15 protein-coding genes and 1 pseudogene are annotated in these 24,914 nt (G+C 72.7%); 8 read left to right on the forward strand and 8 right to left on the reverse strand.

Annotated features, from left to right (window positions below):
• The first annotated feature begins 1,016 nt into the window (after positions 1 to 1,016).
• Entirely contained in the window at positions 1,017 to 6,755 is a 5,739-nt protein-coding gene (locus ACZ4WQ_RS31205; protein ID WP_398373363.1) for a MupA/Atu3671 family FMN-dependent luciferase-like monooxygenase, read from the forward strand.
• On the forward strand, positions 6,752 to 8,287 hold the full coding sequence (locus ACZ4WQ_RS31210; RefSeq protein WP_398373365.1) for a condensation domain-containing protein: 1,536 nt from the start codon (positions 6,752 to 6,754) through the stop codon (positions 8,285 to 8,287). Before ACZ4WQ_RS31205 ends, ACZ4WQ_RS31210 begins: the two co-directional genes overlap by 4 nt.
• Here the strand turns inward: ACZ4WQ_RS31210 and ACZ4WQ_RS31215 are convergent.
• Positions 8,280 to 9,245 carry an antibiotic biosynthesis monooxygenase gene (locus tag ACZ4WQ_RS31215; RefSeq protein WP_311725438.1) on the reverse strand — a complete coding sequence of 322 codons (966 nt, stop codon included), beginning with the start codon at positions 9,243 to 9,245 and terminating at the stop codon, positions 8,280 to 8,282. The genes ACZ4WQ_RS31210 and ACZ4WQ_RS31215 overlap by 8 nt on opposite strands.
• A 128-nt stretch (positions 9,246 to 9,373) precedes the next feature.
• Here ACZ4WQ_RS31215 and ACZ4WQ_RS31220 point away from each other — a divergent pair, with 128 nt between their 5' ends.
• The gene (locus ACZ4WQ_RS31220; RefSeq protein WP_398373367.1) at positions 9,374 to 9,940 is read left to right on the forward strand and encodes a nucleoside deaminase; all 567 of its coding nucleotides are present in this window, start codon (positions 9,374 to 9,376) and stop codon (positions 9,938 to 9,940) included.
• Positions 9,941 to 10,039: 99 nt separating this feature from the next.
• Positions 10,040 to 10,786, forward strand: coding sequence for a YhjD/YihY/BrkB family envelope integrity protein (locus ACZ4WQ_RS31225; protein ID WP_311725602.1), 747 nt, complete (start codon positions 10,040 to 10,042; stop codon positions 10,784 to 10,786).
• A gap of 30 nt (positions 10,787 to 10,816) precedes the next feature.
• Here ACZ4WQ_RS31225 and ACZ4WQ_RS31230 read toward each other — a convergent pair whose 3' ends face one another.
• A complete protein-coding gene (locus ACZ4WQ_RS31230; RefSeq protein ID WP_398373369.1) occupies positions 10,817 to 11,785 on the reverse strand; it encodes an MBL fold metallo-hydrolase in 969 nt (322 codons plus the stop codon).
• Between the two features lie 73 nt (positions 11,786 to 11,858).
• The gene (locus tag ACZ4WQ_RS31235; protein ID WP_468022606.1) at positions 11,859 to 12,764 is read right to left on the reverse strand and encodes a serine hydrolase; all 906 of its coding nucleotides are present in this window, start codon (positions 12,762 to 12,764) and stop codon (positions 11,859 to 11,861) included.
• Positions 12,765 to 12,811: 47 nt separating this feature from the next.
• Between ACZ4WQ_RS31235 and ACZ4WQ_RS31240 the strand changes: the two are divergent.
• A pseudogene (locus ACZ4WQ_RS31240) lies at positions 12,812 to 13,816 on the forward strand (LysR family transcriptional regulator); the annotation flags it as partial.
• 24 nt (positions 13,817 to 13,840) lie between these two features.
• Here the strand turns inward: ACZ4WQ_RS31240 and ACZ4WQ_RS31245 are convergent.
• From ACZ4WQ_RS31245 to stsA, 5 genes are all read right to left on the reverse strand, one after another.
• Positions 13,841 to 14,671, reverse strand: a complete 831-nt coding sequence (locus ACZ4WQ_RS31245; RefSeq protein ID WP_398373373.1) for an ABC transporter permease — start codon at positions 14,669 to 14,671, stop codon at positions 13,841 to 13,843.
• A complete protein-coding gene (locus ACZ4WQ_RS31250; RefSeq protein WP_398373375.1) occupies positions 14,661 to 15,611 on the reverse strand; it encodes an ABC transporter ATP-binding protein in 951 nt (316 codons plus the stop codon). Before ACZ4WQ_RS31250 ends, ACZ4WQ_RS31245 begins: the two co-directional genes overlap by 11 nt.
• The gene (locus ACZ4WQ_RS31255; RefSeq protein WP_398373377.1) at positions 15,608 to 15,916 is read right to left on the reverse strand and encodes a PqqD family protein; all 309 of its coding nucleotides are present in this window, start codon (positions 15,914 to 15,916) and stop codon (positions 15,608 to 15,610) included. Before ACZ4WQ_RS31255 ends, ACZ4WQ_RS31250 begins: the two co-directional genes overlap by 4 nt.
• Positions 15,917 to 15,928: 12 nt before the next feature.
• The gene (gene stsB / locus ACZ4WQ_RS31260) at positions 15,929 to 17,347 is read right to left on the reverse strand and encodes a StsB family radical SAM/SPASM domain sactipeptide maturase (RefSeq protein ID WP_385336827.1); all 1,419 of its coding nucleotides are present in this window, start codon (positions 17,345 to 17,347) and stop codon (positions 15,929 to 15,931) included.
• Between the two features lie 83 nt (positions 17,348 to 17,430).
• Positions 17,431 to 17,811: a StsA family sactipeptide RiPP gene (gene stsA, locus ACZ4WQ_RS31265; protein ID WP_385336830.1), complete on the reverse strand. Its 381-nt coding sequence runs from the start codon at positions 17,809 to 17,811 to the stop codon at positions 17,431 to 17,433.
• 131 nt (positions 17,812 to 17,942) lie between these two features.
• Between stsA and ACZ4WQ_RS31270 the strand changes: the two genes are divergently transcribed.
• The 3 genes from ACZ4WQ_RS31270 to ACZ4WQ_RS31280 all read left to right on the forward strand — a co-directional run bounded on the left by ACZ4WQ_RS31270 (position 17,943) and on the right by ACZ4WQ_RS31280 (position 24,900).
• Entirely contained in the window at positions 17,943 to 18,677 is a 735-nt protein-coding gene (locus ACZ4WQ_RS31270) for a Mut7-C RNAse domain-containing protein (RefSeq protein ID WP_311725445.1), read from the forward strand.
• A gap of 225 nt (positions 18,678 to 18,902) precedes the next feature.
• Entirely contained in the window at positions 18,903 to 21,449 is a 2,547-nt protein-coding gene (locus ACZ4WQ_RS31275) for a beta-L-arabinofuranosidase domain-containing protein (RefSeq protein ID WP_398373382.1), read from the forward strand.
• Between the two features lie 43 nt (positions 21,450 to 21,492).
• A complete protein-coding gene (locus ACZ4WQ_RS31280) occupies positions 21,493 to 24,900 on the forward strand; it encodes a glycosylhydrolase-like jelly roll fold domain-containing protein (protein WP_398373384.1) in 3,408 nt (1,135 codons plus the stop codon).
• The last annotated feature ends 14 nt before the right edge of the window (positions 24,901 to 24,914 follow it).

The raw sequence follows: 24,914 nt of genomic DNA on the forward strand, positions 1-24,914 counted from the left end.
AGATCGAACGCCTGACCGCAGCCGCCGCCCCGCTGCCGCGGACTCCGGCCCCGGCCACGCCGTCGGCCATCGCGTCCCCCGAGCCTGCCGCGCCCGGGGCGGTCGCGCCCACTCCGACGGCCGGTGCCCCGGCCGCGCTCGGGCCGACTGCGTTTGCGCCGTCGGCGTCTGCGCCGGGCGCACTCGGGCCGCCCGTCTCTGTGCCATCGGCGTCAACGTCGGCCGCGCCTGCGCGGGCGGCGTCTGCGGCGGGGGCGCCCGGGCCGACTGCCTCCGGGCAGTCGGCGTTCGCGTCCGCCGCGCCCGCACCGCCGGCGGCCGTATGGGTCACGTCCTCGCCGCCAGTGTCCGCGCCGGCCGTGTCCACACAGGCCGCGTCCGCATCGCGGACGGCCGTGTCCGCGCCGGGTGCGCTCGGGTCGGCCAGCTCTGCGTCGTCGGCATCCGTGTCGTCCGTATCTGCGCCGGTCACCCCCGCACCGCCGACGGCCGCGTCCGCGCTGCCAGCGCCCGCACCGGCCGCGTCCGCATCGCGGACGGCCGTGTCGGCGCCGGGTGCGCTCGGGCCGACCGCCTCCGCGTCGCCCGCGTCGGCGTCGGCCGTGCCCGTACCGCCGACGGCCGTGTCGGCTGCGTCTGCGCAGGCAGCGTCCGCGCTGGCTGCAACTGCATCGCCGACGGCTGCGTCGGCCACATCCGCGCTGTCGGCGCCCGCACCGGCCGCGCCTGCGTGGCCACCGGGTGCGTCCGCGCGGGCAGCGTCCGCGTCTGCCGTGTCCACTCCGGATGTGCCCGCATCGCGGACGGCCGTGTCGGCGCCGGGTGCGCTCGGGCCGACCGCCTCCGCGTCGCCCGCGTCTGCACCGGCCACGCCCGTACCGCCGACGGCCGTGTCGGCCGCGCCCGCGCCGTCGGCGTCCGCGTCGGGCACGTCTGCCCCGACGTCCGCCGCGCCCGCGTTCCCCGCCTCGGAGTCGGCTGCCACCGACAACGCACCTCACGTCCACGGTCCCCGCGTGTCCGTCCCCCGTACGGCCGGGATGGCGGCCCAAGGCGGGCAGGCGGCGCGCGCTCACGCGGACGAGCTGATACGCCGCTATACGGCCAGGACCGCGGCCTCCAGGGAGCTCGCCCAGCGCCACCGCCGTGCGCTGGCCGACAGCCGGGCTTCGGTCGGCTTTCGCAGCGCCACCAAGGAGATGCTGTATCCGCTGGCGGCGCGGCGGGCCCGCGGGTCGCGGCTGGAGGACATCGACGGCAACGCGTACGTCGACATCACCATGGGTTTCGGGGTGCTGCTGTTCGGCCACGAGCCGGAGTTCGTCACCGAGGCGGTGCGTGCGCATCTGGCCGACGGTCTGCGCCTGGGCCCGCGGGGCCCCGAGGCCGGGGAGGCCGCGGAGCTCCTCGCGGAACTCACCGGCATGGAACGCGTCGCCTTCGCGAACTCCGGCACCGAGGCCAACTCCGCCGCCATCAGGCTCGCCCGCGCCGCCACCGGCCGGGACAAGATCGTCACGTTCCGGGGGGCCTACCACGGACACGCCGACAACGTACTCGGCCGAACCATAGGCGCGGGACGCGAGACCGTCCCCGTCTCCTCCGGCATCCCGCACCACGCCGTCGCCGACCTCCTCGTCCTCGACTACGGCGCTCCGGACAGCCTGCGGCTGATCGAGGAGTCGGCGGGCGACATCGCCGCCGTGCTGGTGGAGCCCGTCCAGAGCCGCAACCCCGCGCTCCAGCCGGTTGCGTTCGTCCGCTCGCTGCGCGAACTCACCCGCCGCCACGGCATCGTCCTGCTCTTCGACGAGATGCTCACCGGCCTTCGGCCGCATCAGCGCGGCGCCCAGGACCTGTACGGCGTGGTGCCCGATCTGGCCACGTACGGCAAGGTCCTCGGCGGCGGTTTCCCCATCGGCGCCATCGCCGGGCGCGCCGACCTCCTCGACGGGGTCGACGGTGGCTTCTGGCGCTACGGCGACGACAGCTACCCGCCCCGCGACACCACCTTCTTCGGCGGCACCTACCTCCAGCACCCCGTCTCGATGGCCGCCGCGCGCGCCGTGCTCACCCACCTCAAGGAGCAGGGCCCGGACCTCCAGCGCGGGCTCAACGCCCGCACCCAGCACCTGGCCGACACGCTCAACGCGTTCTTCGCCGAGGAGGAGTTCCCGCTCCGGCTCGCCCACTTCGGCTCGATGTTCCGCTTCGAACACCGGGCGGACATGGAGTTGTTCTACTACCACCTGCTCCTGCGCGGTGTGCACGTGTGGGAGTGGCGCAACTTCTTCCTCTCCACCGCGCACACCGACCACGACATCGAGCGGATCACCGACGCGGTCACCGGCTCGCTGCTCGATCTGCGCCGGGCGGGCTTCTTCCCGCGCACCACCCCCGAACCCGCCCGCCCGCGCGCCGCACGGCAGCCCGCCCCGCGCCCCGCGCCCGAGGTGAGCCTGTACTTCTTCGGCGACTACCCCGAGGGCACCGCCCCCGAGGACTCCTACGAACTCATCGCCGACGCCGCCCGCTTCGCCGACTCCCACGGCTTCCACGCCCTGTGGCTGCCCGAGCGCCACTTCCACACCTTCGGCGGGCCCTTCCCCAACCCGGCCGTGCTCGCCTCCGCCCTCGCCCGCGAGACCAGCCGCATCCGCCTCAACGCCGGCTCCGTCGTCCTCCCGCTGCACGACCCGATCCGGGTGGCCGAGGAGTGGTCGATGGCCGACAACCTCTCCCACGGCCGGATCGGCATCGGCTGCGCGAGCGGCTGGCACGCCCGGGACTTCGTCTTCTTCCCCGAACGGTTCGGCCACCACAAGGAGCTGATGTACGAGCAGGCCGAGCAGGTCAGGGCGTTGTGGCGGGGCGAGCCGCTGCGCCGCCCCGGAGGCGCGGGCGAGACCGAGGTCCGGCTGTTTCCCCGCCCGGTCCAGGACACCCCGCCGATGTTCACCGCCATCGTCGGCAACCCCGACTCGTACGCCCGGGCGGCCCGGCACGACATGGGCGTGGTCACCAACCTGATGAGCCAGTCCCCGGAACAACTGGCGGAACACATCGCCCTGTACCGGCGGACCCGCGAGGAACACGGCCTCGACCCGGACGCGGGGCGCGTGGTCGTGCTGCTGCACACCTACCTCACCGATGACCCGGACGAGGCCCGGCGCCAGGCCTACGCACCCCTCTCCCGCTATATGCGCTCATCCCTGTCCCTGTTCGGGCAGGTCGCGAACAGCCTCGGCCACAGCGTGGACATCGACGGTGTCGGCGACGAGACGCTGGACGCCATCTTTCGCCGCGCCTACGGCCGCTACTGCGACCAGCGCTCTCTCATCGGCAGCCCCGAGAGCTGCCGGCCCGTGGTGGACGCGCTGCGCGAGGCGGGCGTGGACGAGATCGCCGCCCTCGTCGACTTCGGCGTGTCCCCGGACCGGCTGCGGGCCGGGCTGCCCCACCTGGAGCGGCTGCGCCGCGCCCTGCACCCGGAGACCGCGGAGGCCATCGGGCTCCCCAAGACCGACGCCGCCGGGGGCGTCGCCACGGCGCCGCCCGCCCCCCTCTCGCCGGGCCAGCGGCGCATCTGGCTGCACGAGCGGCTGCTGCCCGGCGGCACCGCGTACAACGAGGCCACCGCCATCCGCCTCGACGGCCCCCTCGACCTCCCCGCCCTGCGCCACGCCCTCACCGGTCTCGCGGAGCGGCACGAGATGCTGCGCACGGTGTTCCCCGCCCTGGAAGGCGAGCCCCGACAGGTCGTACGCGATCGCATGGCGCCCGACTTCGCGCTGGTGGACCGCGCGGGGACGCCGGAGGAGGACGCCGTGCGCGAGGCGATGGCCATCGAGAGCGCGCGCCGGTTCGACCTCGCCGACGGCCCGCTGTTCGTGTTCCGGCTGCTGAGGCTGGGCGAGGCGCGGCATGTACTGGTGTTCTCCTTCCACCACATCGTTGCCGACGCCCACTCCGTCACCGTGCTCACCCGAGATCTGTCCCTCCTCTACCGCGCGGCACTGGACGGTGGCAGCGTCGCCGTTCCACCCGAACTGCACTCCAATTACCGTGAGTTCGCGCGGGACCGGGCGGCCGTGGGGGACTCGGACCCGGCCCTGGCCCGCGATCTGGCGTACTGGACCGAGAATCTGGGCGGCGAGCCACCGGTGCTCGAACTCCCCACCGACCGGCCCCGCCCCGAGGTGATGACCTCCCGTGGCAGGACCGTCTTCCGGACCCTGCCCAAGGACCTCACCGAGCAGCTGCGCGAGCTGAGCCGCCGGTCCCGCGCCACCCTCTTCATGACGCTCCTCACCGGCTTCGCCACGCTGCTGCGCGAGGTCACAGGACAGGAGGACATCGTGGTCGGCACCCCGGTGTCCGACCGGCCCGAGGGCACCGAAGACCTCGTGGGCTTCTTCCTCAACACCGTCGCGCTGCGCTTCGACCTCAGCGGCGACCCCGCCTTCGAGGAGCTGCTGGCCCGGGTGCGCGGTACCGCCGTGGACGCCTACGACCACGCCACCGCGCCGTTCGATGCGGTCGTACGGGCCCTGGCCCCGCCCCGCGACGCCTCGCGCAACCCCGTCTTCCAAGTGCTCGCGGAGTACGAGAGCGGCCCACCGCTCGCGCTGGACCTGCCCGGGGTGCACAGCACCGCGCTGAACCACCGCCCGGACAAGTCGCTGACCGACCTGACGGTGTACTTCACCGCCCGCCCGGACGGTGTCGGCTGCCACCTGGAATACCGCACCGACCTGTTCGACCCGGCCACCGTCGACCACTTCTTCGACCGCTTCCGGGACATCCTCGAAGCCGCCGTGCGCGACCCCGCCGACCCGCTGTCGCGGGCGGCCGGCCCCGCGCCCGCCTGCGCGGGGCCGCGCCGACCGGTGGCCGACGCGACGGTGCACGGGCTGGTGGCCGACCGTGTCCGCAGCGACCCGGGGCGCCTGGCGGTGTCCGACGGCGCCACGCGCCTCACCTACGGGGAGCTGGACGCGCGCGCCGCACACCTGGCCGCCCGGCTCCGCGCGGCCGAGCCCCGCGCTCCGGGCGGTGAGCGCGTGGTCGCGCTGTGGCTGCCGCGCTCCGCGGACCTCGTCGTGGCGATGCTCGCCGTTCTGCGGACCGGCGGGGCGTATCTGCCGCTCGACCCCGCGCTCGGCCCGCAGCGGGTGGGCGCCATCCTCGCGGACTGCGGCGCCCGCACCGTGCTCACCCGCGGCGACGCGCCCGCCCTGCCCGCTCTGCCCGACGGCGTCAGCGTCCTCGACATCTCCGCAGCGGAGATGCTGGAGGACGTTCAGGACGGGCGTCCGGAAGGGCCCGTCGGCCCCGATTCGCTGTGCTACGTCATCTACACCTCCGGCACCACCGGACGTCCCAAGGGGGTGATGGTCACCCACCGCAACGTCGCCCACCTCTGCCAATGGCACCGCGAGCGCTTCGCCTTCACCCCCGACGACCGCGCCGCCGTCGTGTCCAGCCAGAGCTTCGACGCCTCGGTGCTGGAGATCTGGCCCGCCCTCACCTCCGGCGCGTCGATCGCCGTCGCGCCCGAGGCCGCCCGGCTCGACCCGCCCGCGCTGGCCCGCTGGTACCGCGAGGAGCGGGTGACGTTCTCCATGCTGCCGACCGCGCTCGGCGAATCCGTCCTGGCGCTGCCGGTCCACCTTCAGCCGCCGCTGCGCCACTTGGCGCTCGGCGGCGAGGTGATGCGCCACAGGCCGCGCCCGGGGGTGCCGTACGAGACGGTCAATGTGTACGGGCCGACGGAGACCACGGTCCTGGTCACCACCGCGACCGTCGCCGACGCCGGGAGCGACCTTGGGCCCATCCCGATCGGCCGGCCGATCGACAACACCTCGCTGTATCTGCTGGGCGAGGACCTGCGGCCGGTCCGGGACGGTGACCCGGGCGAGCTGTACATCGGCGGCCCGGGCGTGGCACGCGGCTATCTCGGCCGCCCCGAGGACACCGCGCGGCGGTTCCTCGACGGCCTCGTCGGCGGCGCGCGGCTGTACCGGACGGGCGACCTGGCCCGGCGCCGCCCGGACGGCGCCCTGGAGTTCGTCGGTCGCACCGACGACCAGGTCAAGATCCGTGGCTTCCGGGTGGAGCCGGGCGAGGCGGCCCAAGTGCTGCGCGAGCTGCCGGAGGTGGGCCAGGCCGCGGTGGTGGCCGTCCGCGACGGCCGGGGCGAGGCGCGGCTGGCCGGGTATGTGGTCCCCGACGGCGGCGCGCCCGCCGACGAGGCCGCGTTCCTGCGGCGGGTCGCCGGGCGCCTCGCCGAGCGGCTGCCGGAGTACCTGGTGCCACGCGCCTGGGCGGTGGTCGACGCCCTGCCGCTGAGCGCACAGGGCAAGCTGGACCGCGGCGCGCTGCCCGAGGCGGCTGTGCCGTACGCCGATGCCGTGCCGTACCCCGATACCGCCGTCACCGATGACACGCCACCGGACGAGGCCATGCCGTACGAGATCTCCGGAGAGGCCGAGGCCGAGGCCTCGCTGGTGACCCTGTGGTCGGCCGAACTGGGGCTCGACGCGGCGCGCATCGGGCCGGACGCCTCGTTCTTCCGGCTCGGCGGCGACTCGATCGCCGCCATGCGGCTGCTGCACCGGGTCCGCGAGGAGCTCGGCGCCGAGTATCCGATGGTCCGCTTCTACCAGCGGCCGACCGTACGGGCCATGACCCAGGCTCTGGCGGCGACCGCGGAGACCGCGGAGGAGCCCTCGCGGGTCCGGGGGGAGATATGACCCCCGACGCCACCGTGGACGAGTTGCTGGAGTACGTCGCCGCGCACGGCATCGTGCTGGCCCGAAAGGGCCACCGGCTGCGGTACGACGCCCCGCGCGACGCCTTCGGCCCCGACGTGCTGGCCGCGCTCACCCGCCACAAACGCGAACTGCTCGCCCGCCTCGAACTCGAAGACCGGGGCCGGGACACGGTGGTGGCCACCGCCCCGGTGTCCGTCCAGCAACTCGGCCTGCTGGGGCGGAGCCGGCAGGACCCCGTGCCCCAGGTGTGGAACATCCCCCTGCGGATCTCCCTCACCGGGCCGGTCGACCCCGCCGCGCTGCACACCGCGCTGGACGGGCTGGTGGCCAGGCACCACGCGCTGCGCTGCCGCTTTGCCCAGGTCGAGGGGGAGCGGTGGCGGCAGGAGGTGCTGGCCCCCCGGTCCGTGCCGCTTCCGGTGCGCGACCTGACCGGCCTGGACGCGGTGCGCCGGGCCGAGCGGGTCGAGGAGGAGTGCGCGGCCGCCGTCGACACGGCGTTCGACCTCACCTCCGGCACCTGGCCGGCGTGGAGCCTGCTGCGCACGGGCGACGACGCCTGGGTGCTGATGTTCGTGGTCCACCACATCTGCGTCGACGGCTGGGCGGTGACGGTCCTGCTGCGCGACCTGGCCGAGCTGTATCGGGCCGCGGTCTGCGGCCGCCCGCCCGAACTGCCCGAACGGGTGGCGCAGTGCACCGACTACGCCCGGGAACAGGCCGCGAAGGCGGCCGGGCCGGGCGGCAACGGGCGTGAACTGGCCTACTGGGCAGGCCGGTTCGCCGATCTGCCGGCCGACCTGGACCTGCCGCTCGACCACCCCCGCCCGCCCCGGGCCAGCGGCCGCGGCCGTACTGCGCGGCTGACCCTGGAGCGGGGGTCGGCCGACGCCCTCCGCGCGCTGTGCCGCGAGCGTGGCGTCACCCCGTTCGCGGTGACCACCGCCGCCTTCGCGGTCCTGCTGTCCAGCCTGACCGGCCGGGACGACCTGCCCGTCGTCACCAACTACGCCAACCGGCCGCGCGGGAACATGGAGCACCTGGTGACCACCACCGCCACCGGGGTGGTGCTGCGGCTGCGTCTGGACCGGGCCGCCCGTTTCGCGGACCTGGTCGACCAGGTGGTCAGCCGTACCGTGGAGGGCATCGACCATCTGCTGCCGCTGTCCGCCCTCCGCCGCGGCCTGCTGGAGGAGTACGGGCTGCGGTTGCCCGGGGCGTTTCCGATCGGTATGACCTTCCAGAACTCCCTCGACCTGACCCTGGACCTGCCCGGGATCCGGGCGGAGGTCATGGATCAGCCGACGGAGGGCGCGCGCAGGGATTGCAGCTTCGGGGTCGTGCCCCAGGGCGACACCTACGAGCTGTACGTCGAGTACGCGACCGACCTGTGGGACCCGTCGACCGCCGACGGGTGGCTCGGCGGGTACGCCGCCGTCCTCGACGCCGTCTGCAATCGGTTCGAGGCCCCGCTGGACTCGCTGCCCGGCATGGGCGCAGGTGTCAGGTGAACAGCCCGAACACCACGATGAGCAGTGCGTAACACGCCGTCACCAGTGCGGCGCCCGCCACGTGGACACCCACCGTGCGGGCCCGCCCGGGCAGCAGCCAGAAGGCGAGCGCCCGGTTCACCAGCGGCATCATCAGCCAGGTGAGGGCGCTGACGCTCAGTACGTTTCCGATGAACAGGGCCAGATACCCGGGCGTCCCGAGCGAGTCGAGCCCGCGACCCACGGTGAGGTTGAGGATCATGACGGTGGGATAGAGGGCGAGCACCACCGACATGGCCTGTTTCCAGTTGGGGGGAACGCCGTCCTGCTCCCCTTCTCCGAAACGGAACCAGCCGCTGAACGGTGAGGTGATTTTGCGGACGTCGTACGTGGAGAAGTACTCCCGCCCCTCATCCAGGAGCTTGTCGCGGGCGTCGGACCCGAGCCACTCGTCGAGGTGTTTCCGGGTGTCGAAACGGAAGACCACAACCCAGTTGTCCTGGATCCCCGCCACCGGCTCGAAGAGCTCGGAGCCCATGAACCCGGGGCACTTCTGCTGCGCCCTGAGTATCTTCTGCTGCCAGCGCGCGAAGTCCGCTTCCCGGCCGGGCCGTACCTCGTGCGAGATCACGGCCGTGACGGCCTCCCGGACCGGGGCCCCGCCGCTGAGCACCTCCTGGGTGGGTGGTTCCTCGAACAGCGCGCTGCCTTCGTCGAGCAGCTTCCGCCGGACGCTGGACCGCAGCCACATCGTCAACTGATCGATCCGGGAGAAACGGAATACCACCACCCACTCGTTCTCCTCTTCGGAGTCCGGCGGGTACTGCTCGGTGCCCTCGAAGCCCTCGAAGTCGCGGACGGCCCGGTCCGTCCGCTCCTGCCAGCGCTGGTACTCCTCGGTGCGGCCGGGCCGTACCTTCTGCGAGGTCACGACCGTGGCGCCGGTCCCCTCGGAGCCCTGGCTTGCACGGGCACTCATATGGAGTAGCGTATTTCAAAGGGGATTTAAGGCGCAAACCGTGAGTTGAGCGAATAACGGGGCAATAGTGGACCAAATGGTATGGTGTCCCGCGCGGAACCCGGGCAGCGGCCGAGCGGAGGTTCGAGATGGGGAACAAGGAGTTCCTGGCTGAAGCCGTGCGACTGGCCACGGAGTCGGTCGAAAAGGGCTGGGGCGGGCCGTTCGGGGCAGTCCTCACCCGGGACGGCGAGATCCTCGCCCGGGGGCAGAACCGCGTGCTGCTCACCGGCGATCCCACCGCACACGCCGAAGTGGAGACCATCCGAAAGGCGTCCCAGGTGCTCAACCCGGAAGCGCCGACCATATCGGAGGAGCACCAGAACGAGAGCACGCTCCAGTACGTGCCCCGCCCCGAGGGATCCACCGACGTGGTGCCCGAGCGCGCGCGCATGCTCCAGGGCTGCTCGATCTACATCAGCGGGGCGCCGTGCCCGATGTGCATGAGCGCCATTTACTGGTCGCGGATCGACAACGTCTTCTACAGCTGTGATGTGGCCGCCACCCGCGAGATCGGATTCGACGACTCCTTCCAGTACGAGGACTTCCAGCGGCCCTTGGACGAGCGGAGGATCCGGATCGAGCAGATCCACCCGGAGCTGGGCGCCGGGGCCTACCAGGCGTGGATGGAAAAGCCGGACCGGCACCCGTACTGAGTGGCCGGACCCACGCCGCGGGACGGCGGATCACCACAGGACCAGGACGACCACCCATCACTCTTCAAACGGCTGCACGACGGGTTCCACGCCTCCGCGATGGGGCGGGGGTGGCGGCGCGGCAGCGAGTTCGAACTGCTCCACCGCGCCATGGGGTTCGCCGCGCTCGGGTTTCTGACCCTCGTACCGCTGCTCATCGTGGTCGCCGCGGCCGACCCGGTGAATCCCCAGGGCTTCCCCCAGTGGCTGGCCGAGGGCCTCGGGGTGTCCAAGGAGTCGCGGGACGAGGTGCGGCGGCTGTTCGCGGCGCCGCGGCAGGCGTTGGAGACCACCACCGCCTTCGGTCTCGCCACGCTGTGTGTCTTCGGCCTCCGGTTCGGCGCGGCGGTGCAGACCGGCTACGAGAAGGTGTGGGAACTGTCCCCGGGCCGCTGGCACACCGTCTGGCGGCATCTGGTGTGGCTCGCGGTGCTCATCGGCTACCTCCTGGTGTCCTCGCATCTCACTCCGGGGTGGCGGCTGTGGATCGGGATCGTGGGGACGGTGACGTTCTTCTGGTGGTCTCAGCGGGTGCTGCTGGGCGGCCGGATCGGCTGGGGCCCCCTGCTGCCCGGAGCGGTGGCCACGGCGGCCGGGCTGCTGGGTCTGCGGATCTTCTCCCGGCTGGTGTTCTCGCCGCTGATCGCGTCGAGCGCCGTCTCCTACGGCCCGGTCGGCACGGTCCTGGTCGTCCAGTCCTGGCTGGTCGGCGTCGGTTTCGTGGTGTTCGGCGGGGCGCTCCTCGGCAGGGTGCTGCACGAGGAGTGGGTGCTGCTGGTGAACCGGCGCCGGCACGGAAAGGCCTGACGCCGGCCCACCGGGTCCGCAACGTTCGGCTCAGAAGCGGTACGAGGTCAGGTAGTCCGGCAGCAGGATCCGTGTCCCCGGCGCGGCGGCCCGCACCTGGTCCCGGAAGCCGGCCAGGTCCATCGTGGGGTCCTCCTGAGCGCCGTCCTTCAGCGGGTTCTCGAACACGTCCCAGTGCACCGGCACGACGGTGCCCGGGTATCCGAGGGTCTTCAGCAGCCGGGGCACATAGCGGTGCGTCGAGACGCTGTTGGGCACCGCGACCATCGCCACATCGGGCCGCAGGCCCTCGGCGTCCCGTGCGCTGAAGTCGCTCGCCCCCATCAGGAACGCCGACGGGCCGTCGCCCACCGTCACCTGGAACGCCAGCGTGTCCCCCTCGGGCAGGTCGGAGATCGTCTCCGGCCGGGCGGCGGGCGGGGCGTTCAGCGTGCCCGGGGCGAAGTAGCTCTGGGCCTTGTTGCGGCTGTGGCGGCTGGAGACGACCTCCACCACATATCCGCCGAAGTCCAGCACCTCCCCGCCCTTGACCACGATCATCCTGCTCGCGTCGATCCCGAAGGCCCGCAGCAGGTGGTACGTGGTCTCGGTGCCCACGATCCGCGCCTCGGTGGAACGGGCGATGAACGGCACGTCGTTGAAGTGGTCCCAGTGGCTGTGGCTGACCAGCACCAGCTCCGGGCGGCCGATGTGCTCGCCGACCAGCGCCTCGTCGGTTTCCAGTTCGGTGCGGGCGTTGAAGGAGCCCTCGAACAGGCCGGTCTTGAAGCGGGTCAGATAGGGGTCGGAGAGCACGGTCCGCCCGTCGAAGTCGATCCGCCACCCGGTGGTCCCCAGCCAGCGGAACTCCGCGCCCGACGCCTTTCCGGTCCGGCTTCCGGGCCGGCGCGGGGTGGTGGCCGCGCCCGGGGCCGCGGACAGCATCGGGACGGCCGCCCCCGCGGCGGCTCCCCGGAACAGCAGACGGCGGTTGAAACGTGGTGTCTTCTCGTCGTTCATGGCCACAGCAGAGCAGGCGCCGACCGGCCCCGTCCAAGATCCAAACCTCTCCCCATCGATATCCGGGTGGATATCACGCCAGGTCAGAGCCTCTGAGGTGGTCCACGGCCAGCCGGGCCGCCCGGCCGATCGCCGCGTCCACGGCGGTGTTCACGGTGCCGGGCTCGCGGGTCTCGGCGAACACCGCGACCGCGTACCGCCCGCCGTCCGGGTAGTGGGCCACGCCCGCCTCCATGTGCAGGCTCGGCAGGGTCCCCGTCTTCGCGGCCACCCGTACGTCGCCGGGAAACCCGGAGACCAGCCGGTGGCGGAAGACCTGCCGGGCCATCAGCTCGCGCACCCGCGCGCACGCCTGCGGCGGCCCCGCCTCGTCCCGCCAGATCAGCCCCAGCAGCCGGGTGATGTCGCGGGCCGTGCTGCTGGTGGTCCGCCGCGGGTCGAGCACCCGCAGCCCCCGCACCCGCTCGGGGCCCAGGGTGGGGAAGACGGCCGCGAACTCGGCCTCGTCGCGGGCGCCCACGTCCTCCAGCATGGACTCCAGCAGCTCCCGGGGGCCGCCCACGACCACCGTGTGCTCCAGCCCGAGCTCGGCGGCCAGCAGCCGCACCGTGTCCAGGCCCACCCGGTGCATCAGCACATCGGCCGCCGTGTTGTCGCTCACCGACAGGGCGAAGTACGCCAGGTCGCGCAGCGACATCTCGACGTCGTCGAGGCACCCGGCGGTGCCCCAGCCACCGAGCCGGTCGGCCGCCGTCAGCAGCACCCGCTCCCGCGGGTCGAGCTGACCGGCCGCCGACTGCCGGGCGAACTCCAGCACCAGCAGGATCTTGAACACGGACGCGATGACCACCGGTTCGTCCGCGCCGACCGCGACCTCCCGCCCACCGCCGATCCCCACGGCGTGCAGCCGTCCACGAGCCCCCGCGGCCTCGAAGACCGCCGCTACCTTGTCCTCGATTCTCTCCTCGGTCGAAGCCAATGCCACGGTCCCTCTCGCGCGTCACGTATGGTCGCCCGGTGGATCTGATACGCCACCTGCGGCTGTTCATTGTCGTCGCCGAGGAGCTGCACTTCAGCCGCGCCGCCGAGCTGCTCGGCATGGCGCAGCCCCCGCTGAGCCAGGCCGTCCGCAGGCTGGAGAGCGAGATGGGGGTGGAGCTGTTCGACCGGTCCCGCCGCCAGGTGCGGCTCACCGCCGCCGGTGCGCTGCTGCTCCAGGAGGCGGGTGAGCTGCTGGCCCGTGAGGAGCGGCTGCGTACGGTCATGCGCCGCGCCCGCACCGGGGAGCCGGCCACCCTCCGGGCCGGAGTGCCGCCCCAGATGCCCGCCCGTACGCTGCACGCGCTGCTGGCGGCGTGCGCCGAACGGTGTCCGGGGCTGCGGATCGATCTCCAGGAGGTGGACACCGCCGAGCAGTTGCGGCTGCTGGCCTGCGGACAGCTCGATGTGGGCTGGGTGCAGCATCCTGTCGAGTGCGGGGACGCCACCGATCTGGCGCTCGGCCCCATGGTCGGGGTCGAGCTGGGCGTGGTGCTGGCCCGTACGTCCCCGCTCGCCCGGCTGCCCGAGGTGTCCCTGGCCGACCTGGCCGGCCATGACCTGGTGCTCTTTCCCCGGGCTGGCGCCCCCGGCTGGTACGACCGGATGCTCGACCTCTGCCGGGCGGCGGGCTTCGCCCCGCCCGCCGTCCGCCACGCGCGCAACCCCGAGTTCCTGGTGGGCCTGGTCTCCGCGGGGTGCGGGGTGGCCTTCGACGACGGCCGCGTGGCCGGGCGGGAACCGCGGGTGATGTGGCGTCCGCTGGCGGGGCGCCCGCTGATCCAGCAGATGTCCGCCGTCTGGCCGGAGCAGCGGCCCCACCCGGCGGCCCGGCGCTTCGCGCGCATCGCGGCCGAGGTGGTGGCCCGCGACACGACGACGGCCCGGCGGCTGCCCGCGGCCCCGGCCGGGGAGCGGCACGAGGGGCGAGCCGAGGAGCGGCGTGGGGAGTGGTACGAGGGACGGCCGAGGCCGTGGTCGGTGGTGTTCGAGCCGGCCGTCCCCCGGGCCTCGGCGTCAGATCTCGCGGGCGCGCGCCATCAGGGAGCGTCCGATGAGGACCCAGGCGACGGCCGCGATGCCGAGCAGGATCAGCAACCAGGGCCAGGCGGCGCCGAACCCGAAGAGGGCCCCGTCGCGGATGCAGCGGATCCCGTAGGTCACCGGGTTCGCCCATGACAGCCAGCGCAGCAGGGGGGCCATCTGTGCGGCGGGGTAGAACGAGGGGCTGGCGAACAGCAGCGTGGGCGCGAGCACGTTGATGGTCACCGAGAAGCGCTGGAAGTCCTTGAACAGGGTGGCGAGCAGCAGATAGAGGCCGTTGAAGGCCATCGAGGCGACGGCGATCCCGCACAGCACCGACACCCAGTGGCTCGGCGGCCAGCGGAAGGTGAACACGAGGAGCGAGACGCCCAGCGCGGCCAGGCTCTGGAGAAGGATGAGCAACGTGCTGACCAGGAGCTTTCCCGCCACATAGCTGCCGCGCCGCAAGGGGTAGGACCAGAGCTCGACATCCATCCGCCCCAGGCGCTCCTGGAACAGGGAGGTGCCGGCGGTGGTGGCCGCCGCGAGCATCGACGAGAGCAGCAGCGCTGGAACAGCGAACTCCGGATAGCTGATGACACGGCCTTCGTAGCGCACATCCCCGACCAGGCGGGACAGGGACGTGGCGAACAGGAGCAGATAGACGGCGCTCGGTGTGATGGCGAGCAGCAGGTTGGTGCGGTTGCGCGTGAGGAGGAGGTACTCGCGGTACATCGTGGCCGCGACATCGCCGCGCGGCCGGGGCGGTGGGGCCGGTGCCGGGGCGGTCTCCCCGGACGGCCCCGGGGCGAGGTCAGCCGTCATGTCCGGCCCCCACGAGCGTGAGAAAGGCGTCCTCGAGCGACGGGGTGCGGTACTCGACGGGCCCGACGCCGATCCCCAGCGCCTCCGCGTCGCTGAGCAGCGCGGGCAGGCGGGTCCGGGTGGCCTGGCCCCGCACCTCGACATGTCCGTCGCCGGCCGTCACCCGCAGCTGCGGCCGCCCCCGGCCCAGCACGGCCAGCAGCCCGTCGGTGTCCCGCGGGCTGTCCGGGCGCACCAGCGCCACCTGGCCGCCGAACCGGTCGGCGAGCTCGCGCGGGGCCGCGAACTCGACCAGCCTGCCGTGGTTGACCACCAGGACCCGCTGGCAGTTGCGCTCCAGCTCCTCCACGTAGTGGCTGGTCCACAGCATGGTGGTGCCGTGTCGGCGGCGCAGCTCGTGCAGCAGGGACCACACCTGGAGGCGGCCGCCCACGTCCAGCCCGGCGGAGGGCTCGTCGAGGAGGAGCAGCGGCGGGTCGCCGAGCAGCGCGCGAATGACCTGAAGGCGCCTCATCTCCCCTCCGGAGAGGGTGAACACGAGCTGGCGGACCTTGCCGTCCAGGCCGAAGGCGGTGAGCAGCTCGTCCACCCGCGGTCGCACTTCGCGCCAGCGCAGTCCCTTGTACGCGGCGGTGATACGCAGGTTGTCCAGGGCGGGCAGCATCATGTCGAACGGCCCGCTCTGGTGGACGACGCCGATCCCGCGTTTGGTGACTCCGCTGGGCGCCGCGGGATCGGCCCCGAACACCTCGACGGCGCCCCGGGTGGGCACGGTGGCTCCGCAGATCATTTTGATGAGGGTCGTCTTGCCCGCCCCGTTGGGGCCCAGCAACCCGATGGCCGCGCCCGGCTCGATGTCGAAGGACAGCCCGCTCACCGCGTCCCGGTCCATGCCGTCGTACCGCTTGACCAGGTCATGAGCGTGGACCGCGGGCGTCATGCCGGCGGGCCCGGGGTCCCGGACGGGGTGACGTCATCGGCCAGCAGCAGCCCCTGCCCGGCCAGCGCGTCCAGGAAGTCGCGCACGTCCTGCACGACCACGTCGGTCTGCCCGGTGTCGGCGGCGGCGTACCGCCGCGCCATCTCCGAGGTGATGGCGTTGACGGGCTGTCCTTCCGATACGAGGATCCACAGCTCGGCCCCCGTGCTGTTGAGGGTCCGGAACTCACCCGAACCCGCGTCGTAGAGCCGCACTTCGCCGTCGTCGGCCATCCAGACGACGTCGGGGGCGATCCGGTAGCGCATGGACGATTCCCTTCAGTCGACGAGCGGCAGGAGACGGCGGCCGGAGGTCTTCCAGTCCTCGTACACCGGGTGGACCGTGTCGTCCCGGACCAGATGGGGCCGGAGCATCTCCTCCTGGTGTTCGGCGAGTTGGCGCCCGGACACTCCGGTGGCCCGCCACCAGTTGGAGATCATGGAGTGGCGCAGCATCCGGCACAGATGCCGGCCGTTGCGATTGACATCTCCGGTCTCCGCCATGTGGTACGCCCGGCAGCCACCGCCGCAGGCGCCCCGGATATAGCAGCGGCGGCAGTCCTTGAGATTCTCGCCGCTGAATACGCTGTTGCCGCGCATGTCGGCGAGTACCGGGGACGCGAAGAGTTCGGTCAGCCGGCGCTGCCGGACGTTTCCGGCCTTGTGTATCTGCTCGGTGACCAGTTTGCAGGGATAAACATCGCCCAGTGAATTTACGTAGATTTCATTTCCGCCCATACCGCAGTTGCCCTTGATCGAGCACGGCTTGCTGGACCTGGGGCCGTCGGGGAGAAGCTTGTCGGCCATCGGATTGGTCCAGAAGAAATTCTGGATCTTCTGGAAGTCCAGCCATCCGAAGTCGTACCCGTCGGTGGCCGCACGGCCGAGGTCGGAGTGATACATGAGACGTACGCGACGCACTTTGAGATCGTCGACGAATTCGCAGACCTTCTCCAGGGCGTCCACGTTTTCCGGGGTGACCACATGGTTGATGACCGGGGCGACGCCCGCGTCGTTGAGCAGCCCGAGACCCTTTCCGGTGCGGGCGAAGGTGCCCTTGCCCCGGGTCCGCTCGTGCAGTTCCGCGGTGCCGCCGTCGACGCTCACGGTCACCGTGCCGAAGATCTCCGCGATCCGCCGCGCGATCTCGGCCGTGCGGATCAGCGTGCCGTTGGTGATCATGTTGACCGTCAGTCCCCGGTCGCGGGCGTGCGAGGCGACCTGGAACAGATCCTTGCGCAGCATGGGCTCGCCGCCCGTGAAGATGAACTGCTCCACGCCCATGTCGGCCGCCTGGTCGACGAGGTCGAGCGACTCCTCGGTGGACAACTCCCCGGGCAGGCACTTCTCCGAGGAGGCGTAGCAGTACGGGCAGCGCAGATTGCAGCCGTCGGTGATCGCGTAGTAGACGGTCGTGAGGTTCCCTTTGGGAGGGCGCACCGCCGGGCGGTGCCCGGGCAGATAGACGATCCACTTGAGCACCAGTTTGGCCAGGGCGCGCTCCACCTCGGCGGATCCACCGCCGGGCGACGGGGGCTTCCAGCCCCGGCTCAGCGCCTCGAGCACCGCCAGTTCCGGCTCGGTCAGCACGCACCAGGCGGCCAGCTCGGGGTTGGTGACCAGGCGCTTTTCCGAGTACCGGAAGTAGACGAGATCTTCCGGAACGATCAGGTCGTGCCACTGCTCCAGCAGCTTCATCCTGCACCTCCGATGAGCAGGCGGGGCTCCGGGCGCGCCGGGGCCCCGCCTGCCGGCTGACGGGGACTGCCGACAGCCGTCGGTCAGATGTCGAGTCTCGGCTCGGACTCCGCGTTACCGGATCCGGCACCGGCACCGCCCGAACAATCACAGGAGCACGGCTGGTCCACATCGAACTCGACGGGCAGCATTTCCGGCTTCACCCAGGCAGGACATTCCATGATTGGTCCTTTCTTGTGATTGGTTCTTAAGGTCACCGCTCTACGCAGCCCGGCCCCGATTTCCGGGCGCGCCGGACGATGGGCGCATGGCGTATTCCCATCGCAAGGGGAGGCATGGTTTGCGGCGGATCTGCACCGAACCCTCACAGCATTGGGGTGGCTGGTCGTGGGTGTCAACAGGAATAGGCAAATCCGGATGGCCCGTGATTGGGGCGCCCGTTCGGGCAGAAGTATTCGCGCCATTACCCTCCCGCCGGTTTCCGCGTGGCCGGGAGATCCTTGTGTCCGCGCCTCGATCTTTCAGGCATTCGGCGGAGAGCGCGGAGCGTGACGCAAGTGACGGGTGTGACGGGACTTTCTGGCATGCTGGCCATGTGAACGGACCCCGGATCCATGTCGGCCTGGCCCCCGAACTGCGGATGTTCGCCGTCCCCGAGCGGCGCCGGGAGCGCACGGCCGTCGTCACCGACGGCGCGTCCACGCTCGGACACGTCATCGAGTCGCTCGGCGTCCCGCTCACCGAGGTCGGCGGGTTGCTCGTGGACGGCCGCGAGACCCCGGTGTCCCATGTGCCGCGGGCGGGGGAGACCGTGGAGGTGTGCGCGGTGGCGCGGCCGCAGCGGGTGCCCGGCGCGCCGCTGCGTTTCCTGCTCGATGTGCACCTGGGAACCCTCGCGCGGCGGCTGCGACTGCTGGGCGTGGACGCGGCCTACGAGAGCGAGGACCTCGGCGACCCCGCCCTGGCCGCGCTCTCCGCGGCGCAGCGGCGGGTGCTGCTCTCCCGGGACCGCGGGCTGCTGCGCCGACGCGAGCTCTGGGCCGGGGCGTATGTCTACAGCGACCGCCCCGACGACCAACTGCGGGACATACTCGGCCGGTTCACCCCGGAGCTGGCCCCCTGGACGCGCTGCACCGCGTGCAACGGCCCGCTCGAGGACGCCGACAAGGACACCGTCGGCGAGCGCCTGGAACACGGCACACGCCGCACCTACGACGTGTTCGCCCAGTGCACGGCCTGCGAGCGCGTCTACTGGCGCGGCGCGCACCACGCCCGCCTGGAGGCGATCGTCCAGCAGGCGGTGGGGGAGTTCGGCGCCGCCGTGCGTTAGTCGCTGGTCCGGCGGCCGTTCCGCCCGCCGGACCCACCACGCCGTATGAATCGTGTCAACTTCTTAGGGCGGCACAACTCTTGACGCACCCCGCTATGCGCCCATAGCTTCCTGGCAACCAAATCGAAACGTTTCAACTTCGGTCCCGGGAACCGCTCTGCCCCGCCCTGCCCCCGAAGGAGACGCACCGCCATGACCGGATCCGGATCAGCCGCAGGGTCCCGTATGAGCCGCAGACGGGTGCTGGCCGCGAGTGGCGCGGCCGCGGCCGTGTGGGCCGTGGGGCTGCCCGCCCCCGCCTTCGCGGAGGCATCCGCGGAGGCACCCGCCGAGGCCGCCCCCGCGCGGCTGACCCCCTTCCCGCTCTCCGCCGTGCGACTGCTGGAGAGCCCCTTCCTGGCCAATATGCGGCGCACCCTGTCGTATCTGCGCTTCGTCGACCCGGAGCGGCTGCTGCACACCTTCCGGCTCAATGTCGGACTGGCCTCCACCGCCGAGCCCTGCGGCGGCTGGGAGGCCCCGAATGTGCTGCTGCGCGGCCACACCACCGGCCATCTGCTCTCCGCGCTGGCCTTCGCCCACGCGAACACCGGCGAGGAGGTCCACGCGGACAAGGCGCGCCGGATCGTCGCGGCGCTCGCCGAGTGTCAGGCGGCCTCGCCCGGCGCGGGCTTCCGGAGCGGGTACCTGTCGGCGTTTCCCGAGCGGATCTTCGACGAGCTCGAGGCGGGCGGTAAGCCGTGGGCCCCGTACTACACCATCCACAAGATCATGGCCGGGCTGCTGGACCAGTACCGGCTCAGCGGAAACGAGCAGGCCCTGGAGGTGCTGCGGGGGATGGCGGCCTGGGCCGACTCCCGCACCGCCCCGCTCGACGAGGCCACCATGCAGCGGCTCCTCGGCGTGGAGTTCGGCGGCATGAACGAGGTGCTGGCGGGCCTGTACCTGGTCACCGGCGACCCCGCCCATCTGCGGACGGCGCGCCGCTTCGACCACGAGTCGCTGTACGGCCCGCTGGCGGAGGGGCGCGACGAGCTGGACGGGCGCCACGCGAACACCGAGATCGCCAAGATCGTGGGCGCGGCCGAGGAGTACCGGGCCACCGGGGACCCGCGCTATCTGCGGATCGCGCGGAACTTCTGGGACATCGTCGTGCGCGACCACTCCTATGTCATCGGCGGCAACTCCAACCAGGAGTTCTTCGGCCCGCCCGGGCAGGTCGTCAGCAGGCTGTCGGAGGACACCTGCGAGAACTGCAACAGCTACAACATGCTCAAGATCGGCCGCCTGCTGTTCCTCCAGGACCCGGGCAGGGCCGCGTACATGGACCACTACGAGTGGACCCTGTACAACCAGATGCTCGGCGAGCAGGACCCCGACTCCGACCACGGCTTCGTCACGTACTACACCGGTCTGTGGGCCGGTTCGCGCCGGCAGCCCAAGGGCGGCCTCGGCTCCGCGCCCGGCAGCTACAGCGGCGACTACGACAACTTCTCCTGCGACCACGGCACCGGCCTGGAGACCCACACCAAGTTCGCGGACACCGTGTACTTCCGCGACGAGAAGGCCGGGGCCCTGTACGTCAACCTCTTCATCCCCTCCGAAGTGACCTGGGCCGAGCGCGGCTTCCGGCTGCGGCAGCGCGGCGGTTACCCCGACACCGACACCGTCCGGCTGACCGTCACCGAGGGCGGCGGGCGGCTGGCCCTGAAGGTGCGGGTGCCCGGCTGGCTCGCGGACGGGGACCGCCGGGCCCGGGTGCTGGTGGGCGGCCGTCCCGTGGATGCCAGGCCGGTGCCCGGCCGCTATCTGACCATCGACCGGCACTGGCGCACCGGCGACACCGTCGAGCTGACCTTCCCCCGCGAGCTGGTGTGGCGCCCGGCGCCGGACAACCCGCACATCAAGGCGGTGTCCTACGGCCCGCTGGTGCTGGCGGGCGCGTACGGCGAGACGGGCCCGCGCACCATCCCGGACATCGAGCCGTCCTCGGTGCGGCCGCCCGGCGTGCTGGGCGGCGGGCCGGAGTTCACCGCGGTCGCCGGGGGAACGAGGGTGCCGCTGCTGCCCTTCCACCGGGTGCACCACCAGCGCTACAACGTCTACTTCGCCGTCCCGCCGCGCGGCCCGCGGCGGCGCGAGATCGCCCGCTTCCCGCTGGCCGAAGGCTCGGGGGCGACCAGCGCGGACGCGCTGCGCCGCTTCCCGGACGCCCGGCTGGCCGGTGGCGCCTCCTGGACCACCGCGGCGCCGCACGGCGCGGCCGTCGCGCTGGACGGCAAGGACGGCCATGTCGCCCTGCCGACGGGGCTGCTCACCGGCCTCACCGAACTCACCCTCTCCGTCCGGGTGTTCCTGGACAGCGTGGCCAACTCCGCGCGCGTCTTCGACCTCGGCTTCCACAAGAACACCTACCTCTTCCTCACCCCGCGCACCGGCGCCGGTAAGGCCCGCGCCGCCTGGAAGATCGCGGGCATGGAGGCGGAGGACTACATCGACGCCTCGGCCGCCCTGGAGCCGGGCCGGTGGATCCAGCTCGCGCTCACCCTCGGCGGCGGCACCGGCGTGCTGTACGTGGACGGCGAGCAGGCCGGGCGCAACGACGCGGTGGTCTCCGGACCGCTGCTGCTCGGCGCCACCACCCGCAACTACCTCGGCCGCTCCCAGAACCCGACCCACCCGTATCTGCACGGTGCCGTCGCCGACTTCCGCGTCCTGGGGCGCGCCCTGACCGCCGCCGAGGTCGCCGCGCTGCACCGCACCGACGGCTGACCCCTCCCCCTCCTTCCGCCTTTGTCCCTACGGGAGCGCCCCCATGCCTGAAACCGGCACCCCAGAGCCCGGAAGACCGATCCGACCGACCAGACGCCACTTCGTCATGGCCTCCGGGGCGGTCGTCGCCGCACTCGGCACCGGCCTGCCCGCCGCCCACGCGGAGTCCGCCGCCGGGGCCGGCTTCCCGGCGGCCCGGTTCACCGACCCCCGCCGCGACAGCCGCCCCACGGTGTACTGGTACTGGAACGGACCGGTCACCCATGAGCTGATCGACCGCCAGATGGCCGAGCTGCGCGACAAGGGGATGTACGAGGTCGTCCTCTTCCCCTTCGACAACGCCGAGATGAGCCCGGTGTTCTTCAGCGAGGACTGGTTCGACGTGGTCGGACACGTCCTGGCCGTCGCCGAGCGCACCGGGATGCGGGTGTGGGTGTTCAACGACAACCACTTCCCCAGCGGGCGCGCCGCCGGGCTGATCGTGAACGGCGGCACGGTCGGGGGCCGCCACTACCCCGCCCGTCCCGAGCTGCGCCTCAAGGCGCTGTGGCGATCGACCACCGTGGTGGAGGGCCCGGCCACCGTCGACCTGTACGAGACCACGGGCGTCGGCGTCGAGAGCGGCCGGCTCGTGGCCGACGCCGCGGTGCTCGACGGCGCGGCCGTGCTCCGCCGCGGGGCCCGCTGGGGTGACTGCACGGTCACCGGCAGCGCCAAGGCCGAGACGGCCGCCGCCGGACTGCTGCTGCGCGCCTCCGCCACCGGAGACGACGGCTATGTGGTCGAGTTCGACCAGACCGGGGTGGTGACCATCTCCCGGCTGGACGGCGGCGAGCGGTCCGAACTCGCCCGCAGCGCCCGCACCGACGGCTTCAACCGGACCAAGTTCCACACCCTGCGGGTGGCCGTCAGCGGCGCCACGCTCACCGTCCGCCTGGACGACAAGGACAAGGGCACCGTCACCGACGACACCCACCCGGCGGGCAGCGTCGGCGTGCACGCCACCGGCACCCAGCGCGCCCTGTGGGAGGACCTGACCGTCACCGCCGCCGACGACACCGTTCTCTACCGCGAGGACTTCGCCGACCCCGCCGCCCCCGGCGAGTTCGCCACCCGCCGGAGCCCCGGGACCGCAGCACCGGTGGCGGCCGCCGCCCGCCCGGTCGGCGCCGACGACGCCGCGCTGCTGGTCGAACTCACCGAGCGGCTGCGGACCACCCGCCGCTGGGAGGTGCCCGCGGGGCGGTGGCAGATCGATGTGTTCGGCGGGACGACCCTGGCCGACGACACCCAGGGCTACAGCCGCGCCTATGTCGACCTGCTCGACGAGAAACCCATCGAGCTGATGCTGGACATGGTGCCCGGCGAGTACCACCGCAGATTCGGCCGCTACTTCGGCACCGTGGTGCCCGGCTTCTGGGACGACGAGCCGTTCTTCGCCTCCGCCGAGCCGCACTTCAAGCGGGCGCCCTGGTCGCCCACGCTCGAGGCGGCCCTGCGCGCGGTCGGCGCCGAGCCCGGCCGGGCGTACGCCGCGCTCCTGGACGACGGCCTCGGCCGGGAGGGCCGGGTGCTGCGCGGACGGTTCTGGCAGGCGGTCTCCGACCGGTTCGCGCTCTCCTTCCGCAAACAGGCCGACTGGTACGCCGAGCGGCGCGTCGCCCTGATCACCAACCCCCTGTACGACGAGGCCGCCCCCGCCAAGCGCATCGCCTCCACCGGCGATCTGCACAAGGTCAACCAGTGGGCGCAGATCCCCGGCGGGGACATGATCACCGGCGAGTATGTGGCGGGCAAGCCCAGCATGATCCCGCGCAACCCGGCGAGCGCCGCCCACCAGGCCGGCCGCGAGCGGGTGCTGCTGGAGGCCTTCGGCAACATGGGGTGGCAGGTCGCGCCCGCCTTCGCCCACGCGCTGCTGGGCGCCGGCGCCGCCAGGGGCGTCAACCTGACGGTGCTGCACGCGCTGTGGACCGACGAGACCCGGGTCTACTTCCCGCCGCCCATCGGCCCGCGCGCCCCCTGGTGGTGGGCCATGCGCCCGCTGGCCGACTGGACCGGTCGCGTGATGGAGTCCGCCCGCGGCACCTCCGCCGCCCGCACCGCCCTGATCCAGCCGCAGCGCGCCGCCGAGCAGTGGCGCGGCACCGACCAGGGCACCGCGCTGGACACCGCGTTCGGCGCGGCCGCCCGGGCGCTGGAGAGCGCCCAGGCCGACTTCGACCTCGTCCACGAGGGCGCCCTGTCCGGCGACCGGGCGCTGCGCGACCACGCCAGGACCGACGGCGGCACCCTGGCCGTCGGCCACGCCCGCTACGAGCTGGCCGTGGTGCCCAACACCCCGGTCCTGGACGCCGCCACCGTCCGCACCCTCGCCGACTTCGCCCGCGGCGGCGGCACGGTCCTCGCGGTCGGCGAGCTGCCCGACCAGGAGGCGAACGGCGACGACGCCGCGCTGCGCCGCGCCCTGCGGGCCCTGTTCCCCGAGCAGGCCCCGGGCAGCCGCCGGGTCGGCCGGGGGCGGGCCGAGCGGGTCGCGGACCCCGCCGGCCTCGGCGAGGCGGCCCGCGCCGCGGGTGTCGCCGCCGCCGTGCTCGATCCGCCCGCCCCCTCGGTGCTCGTGCTGCGCACCACCTCCGGCCGGGACACGGCCTTCCTGCTCAACAACGAGAGCGCCGAGAGCGTGGACACCGAGGCGGTCCTCCCGGCCGGCGGCGCACCGGAGCTGCGCGACCCGGCCACCGGCACGGTCATCCCCGCCCCCGTCCACACCACCGTCGGCCGGCCCGGAGCCGAGGCGACCCGGCTGCCGCTGCGCCTGCGCCCGTACGAGACGCTGGCCGTGGTGTTCCGTGCGGGCACCACGGCGCGCGCCCATCTGACCCGGGCCGATCTCCCGGTCACCGCCGTGACCGCCGAGGGCGGCGGGTTGCGGGCGAAGGCGCTGGCGGACGCACCCGGCCGCTACGCCTTCACCGGAACCGACGGGCGCCACACCTACCGCGGCGAGGCCGAGGTCACCGACCCGCTGCGGGCGATTCCGCTGGACGGGGACTGGACCCTGACCCTGGAGCGGGACGGCGCCGAGCCCGTCGTACGGCCGCTGGGCAGCTGGGCCGACCTGGACCCGCGCTTCTCCGGCAGCGCCACCTACACCAAGAACATCACCCTCACCCGCGCGGACCTCGACGGCCGCCGTCTCCACCTCGACCTCGGCGAGGTGCGCGAGGTGGCCCGGGTGACGGTGGGCGGCACCGCGCTGCCGCCCGCGCTGTGGGCCCCGTACTCCGTGGACGTCACCGAGCTGCTGCGCCCCGGCGTCAACACCATCGCCGTCCGCGTGGCCAACACCCTCTCCAACGAGCGCGGCAAGCCGCTGCCGTCCGGGCTGCTGGGGCCGGTGACGCTGCGCCCGCTGCGCCCGGTGACGGCCCTTCTGACCCGAGCGTGACCAGCGCCTGACCA

It is taken from the genome of Streptomyces sp. NPDC028305 (assembly GCF_055569495.1).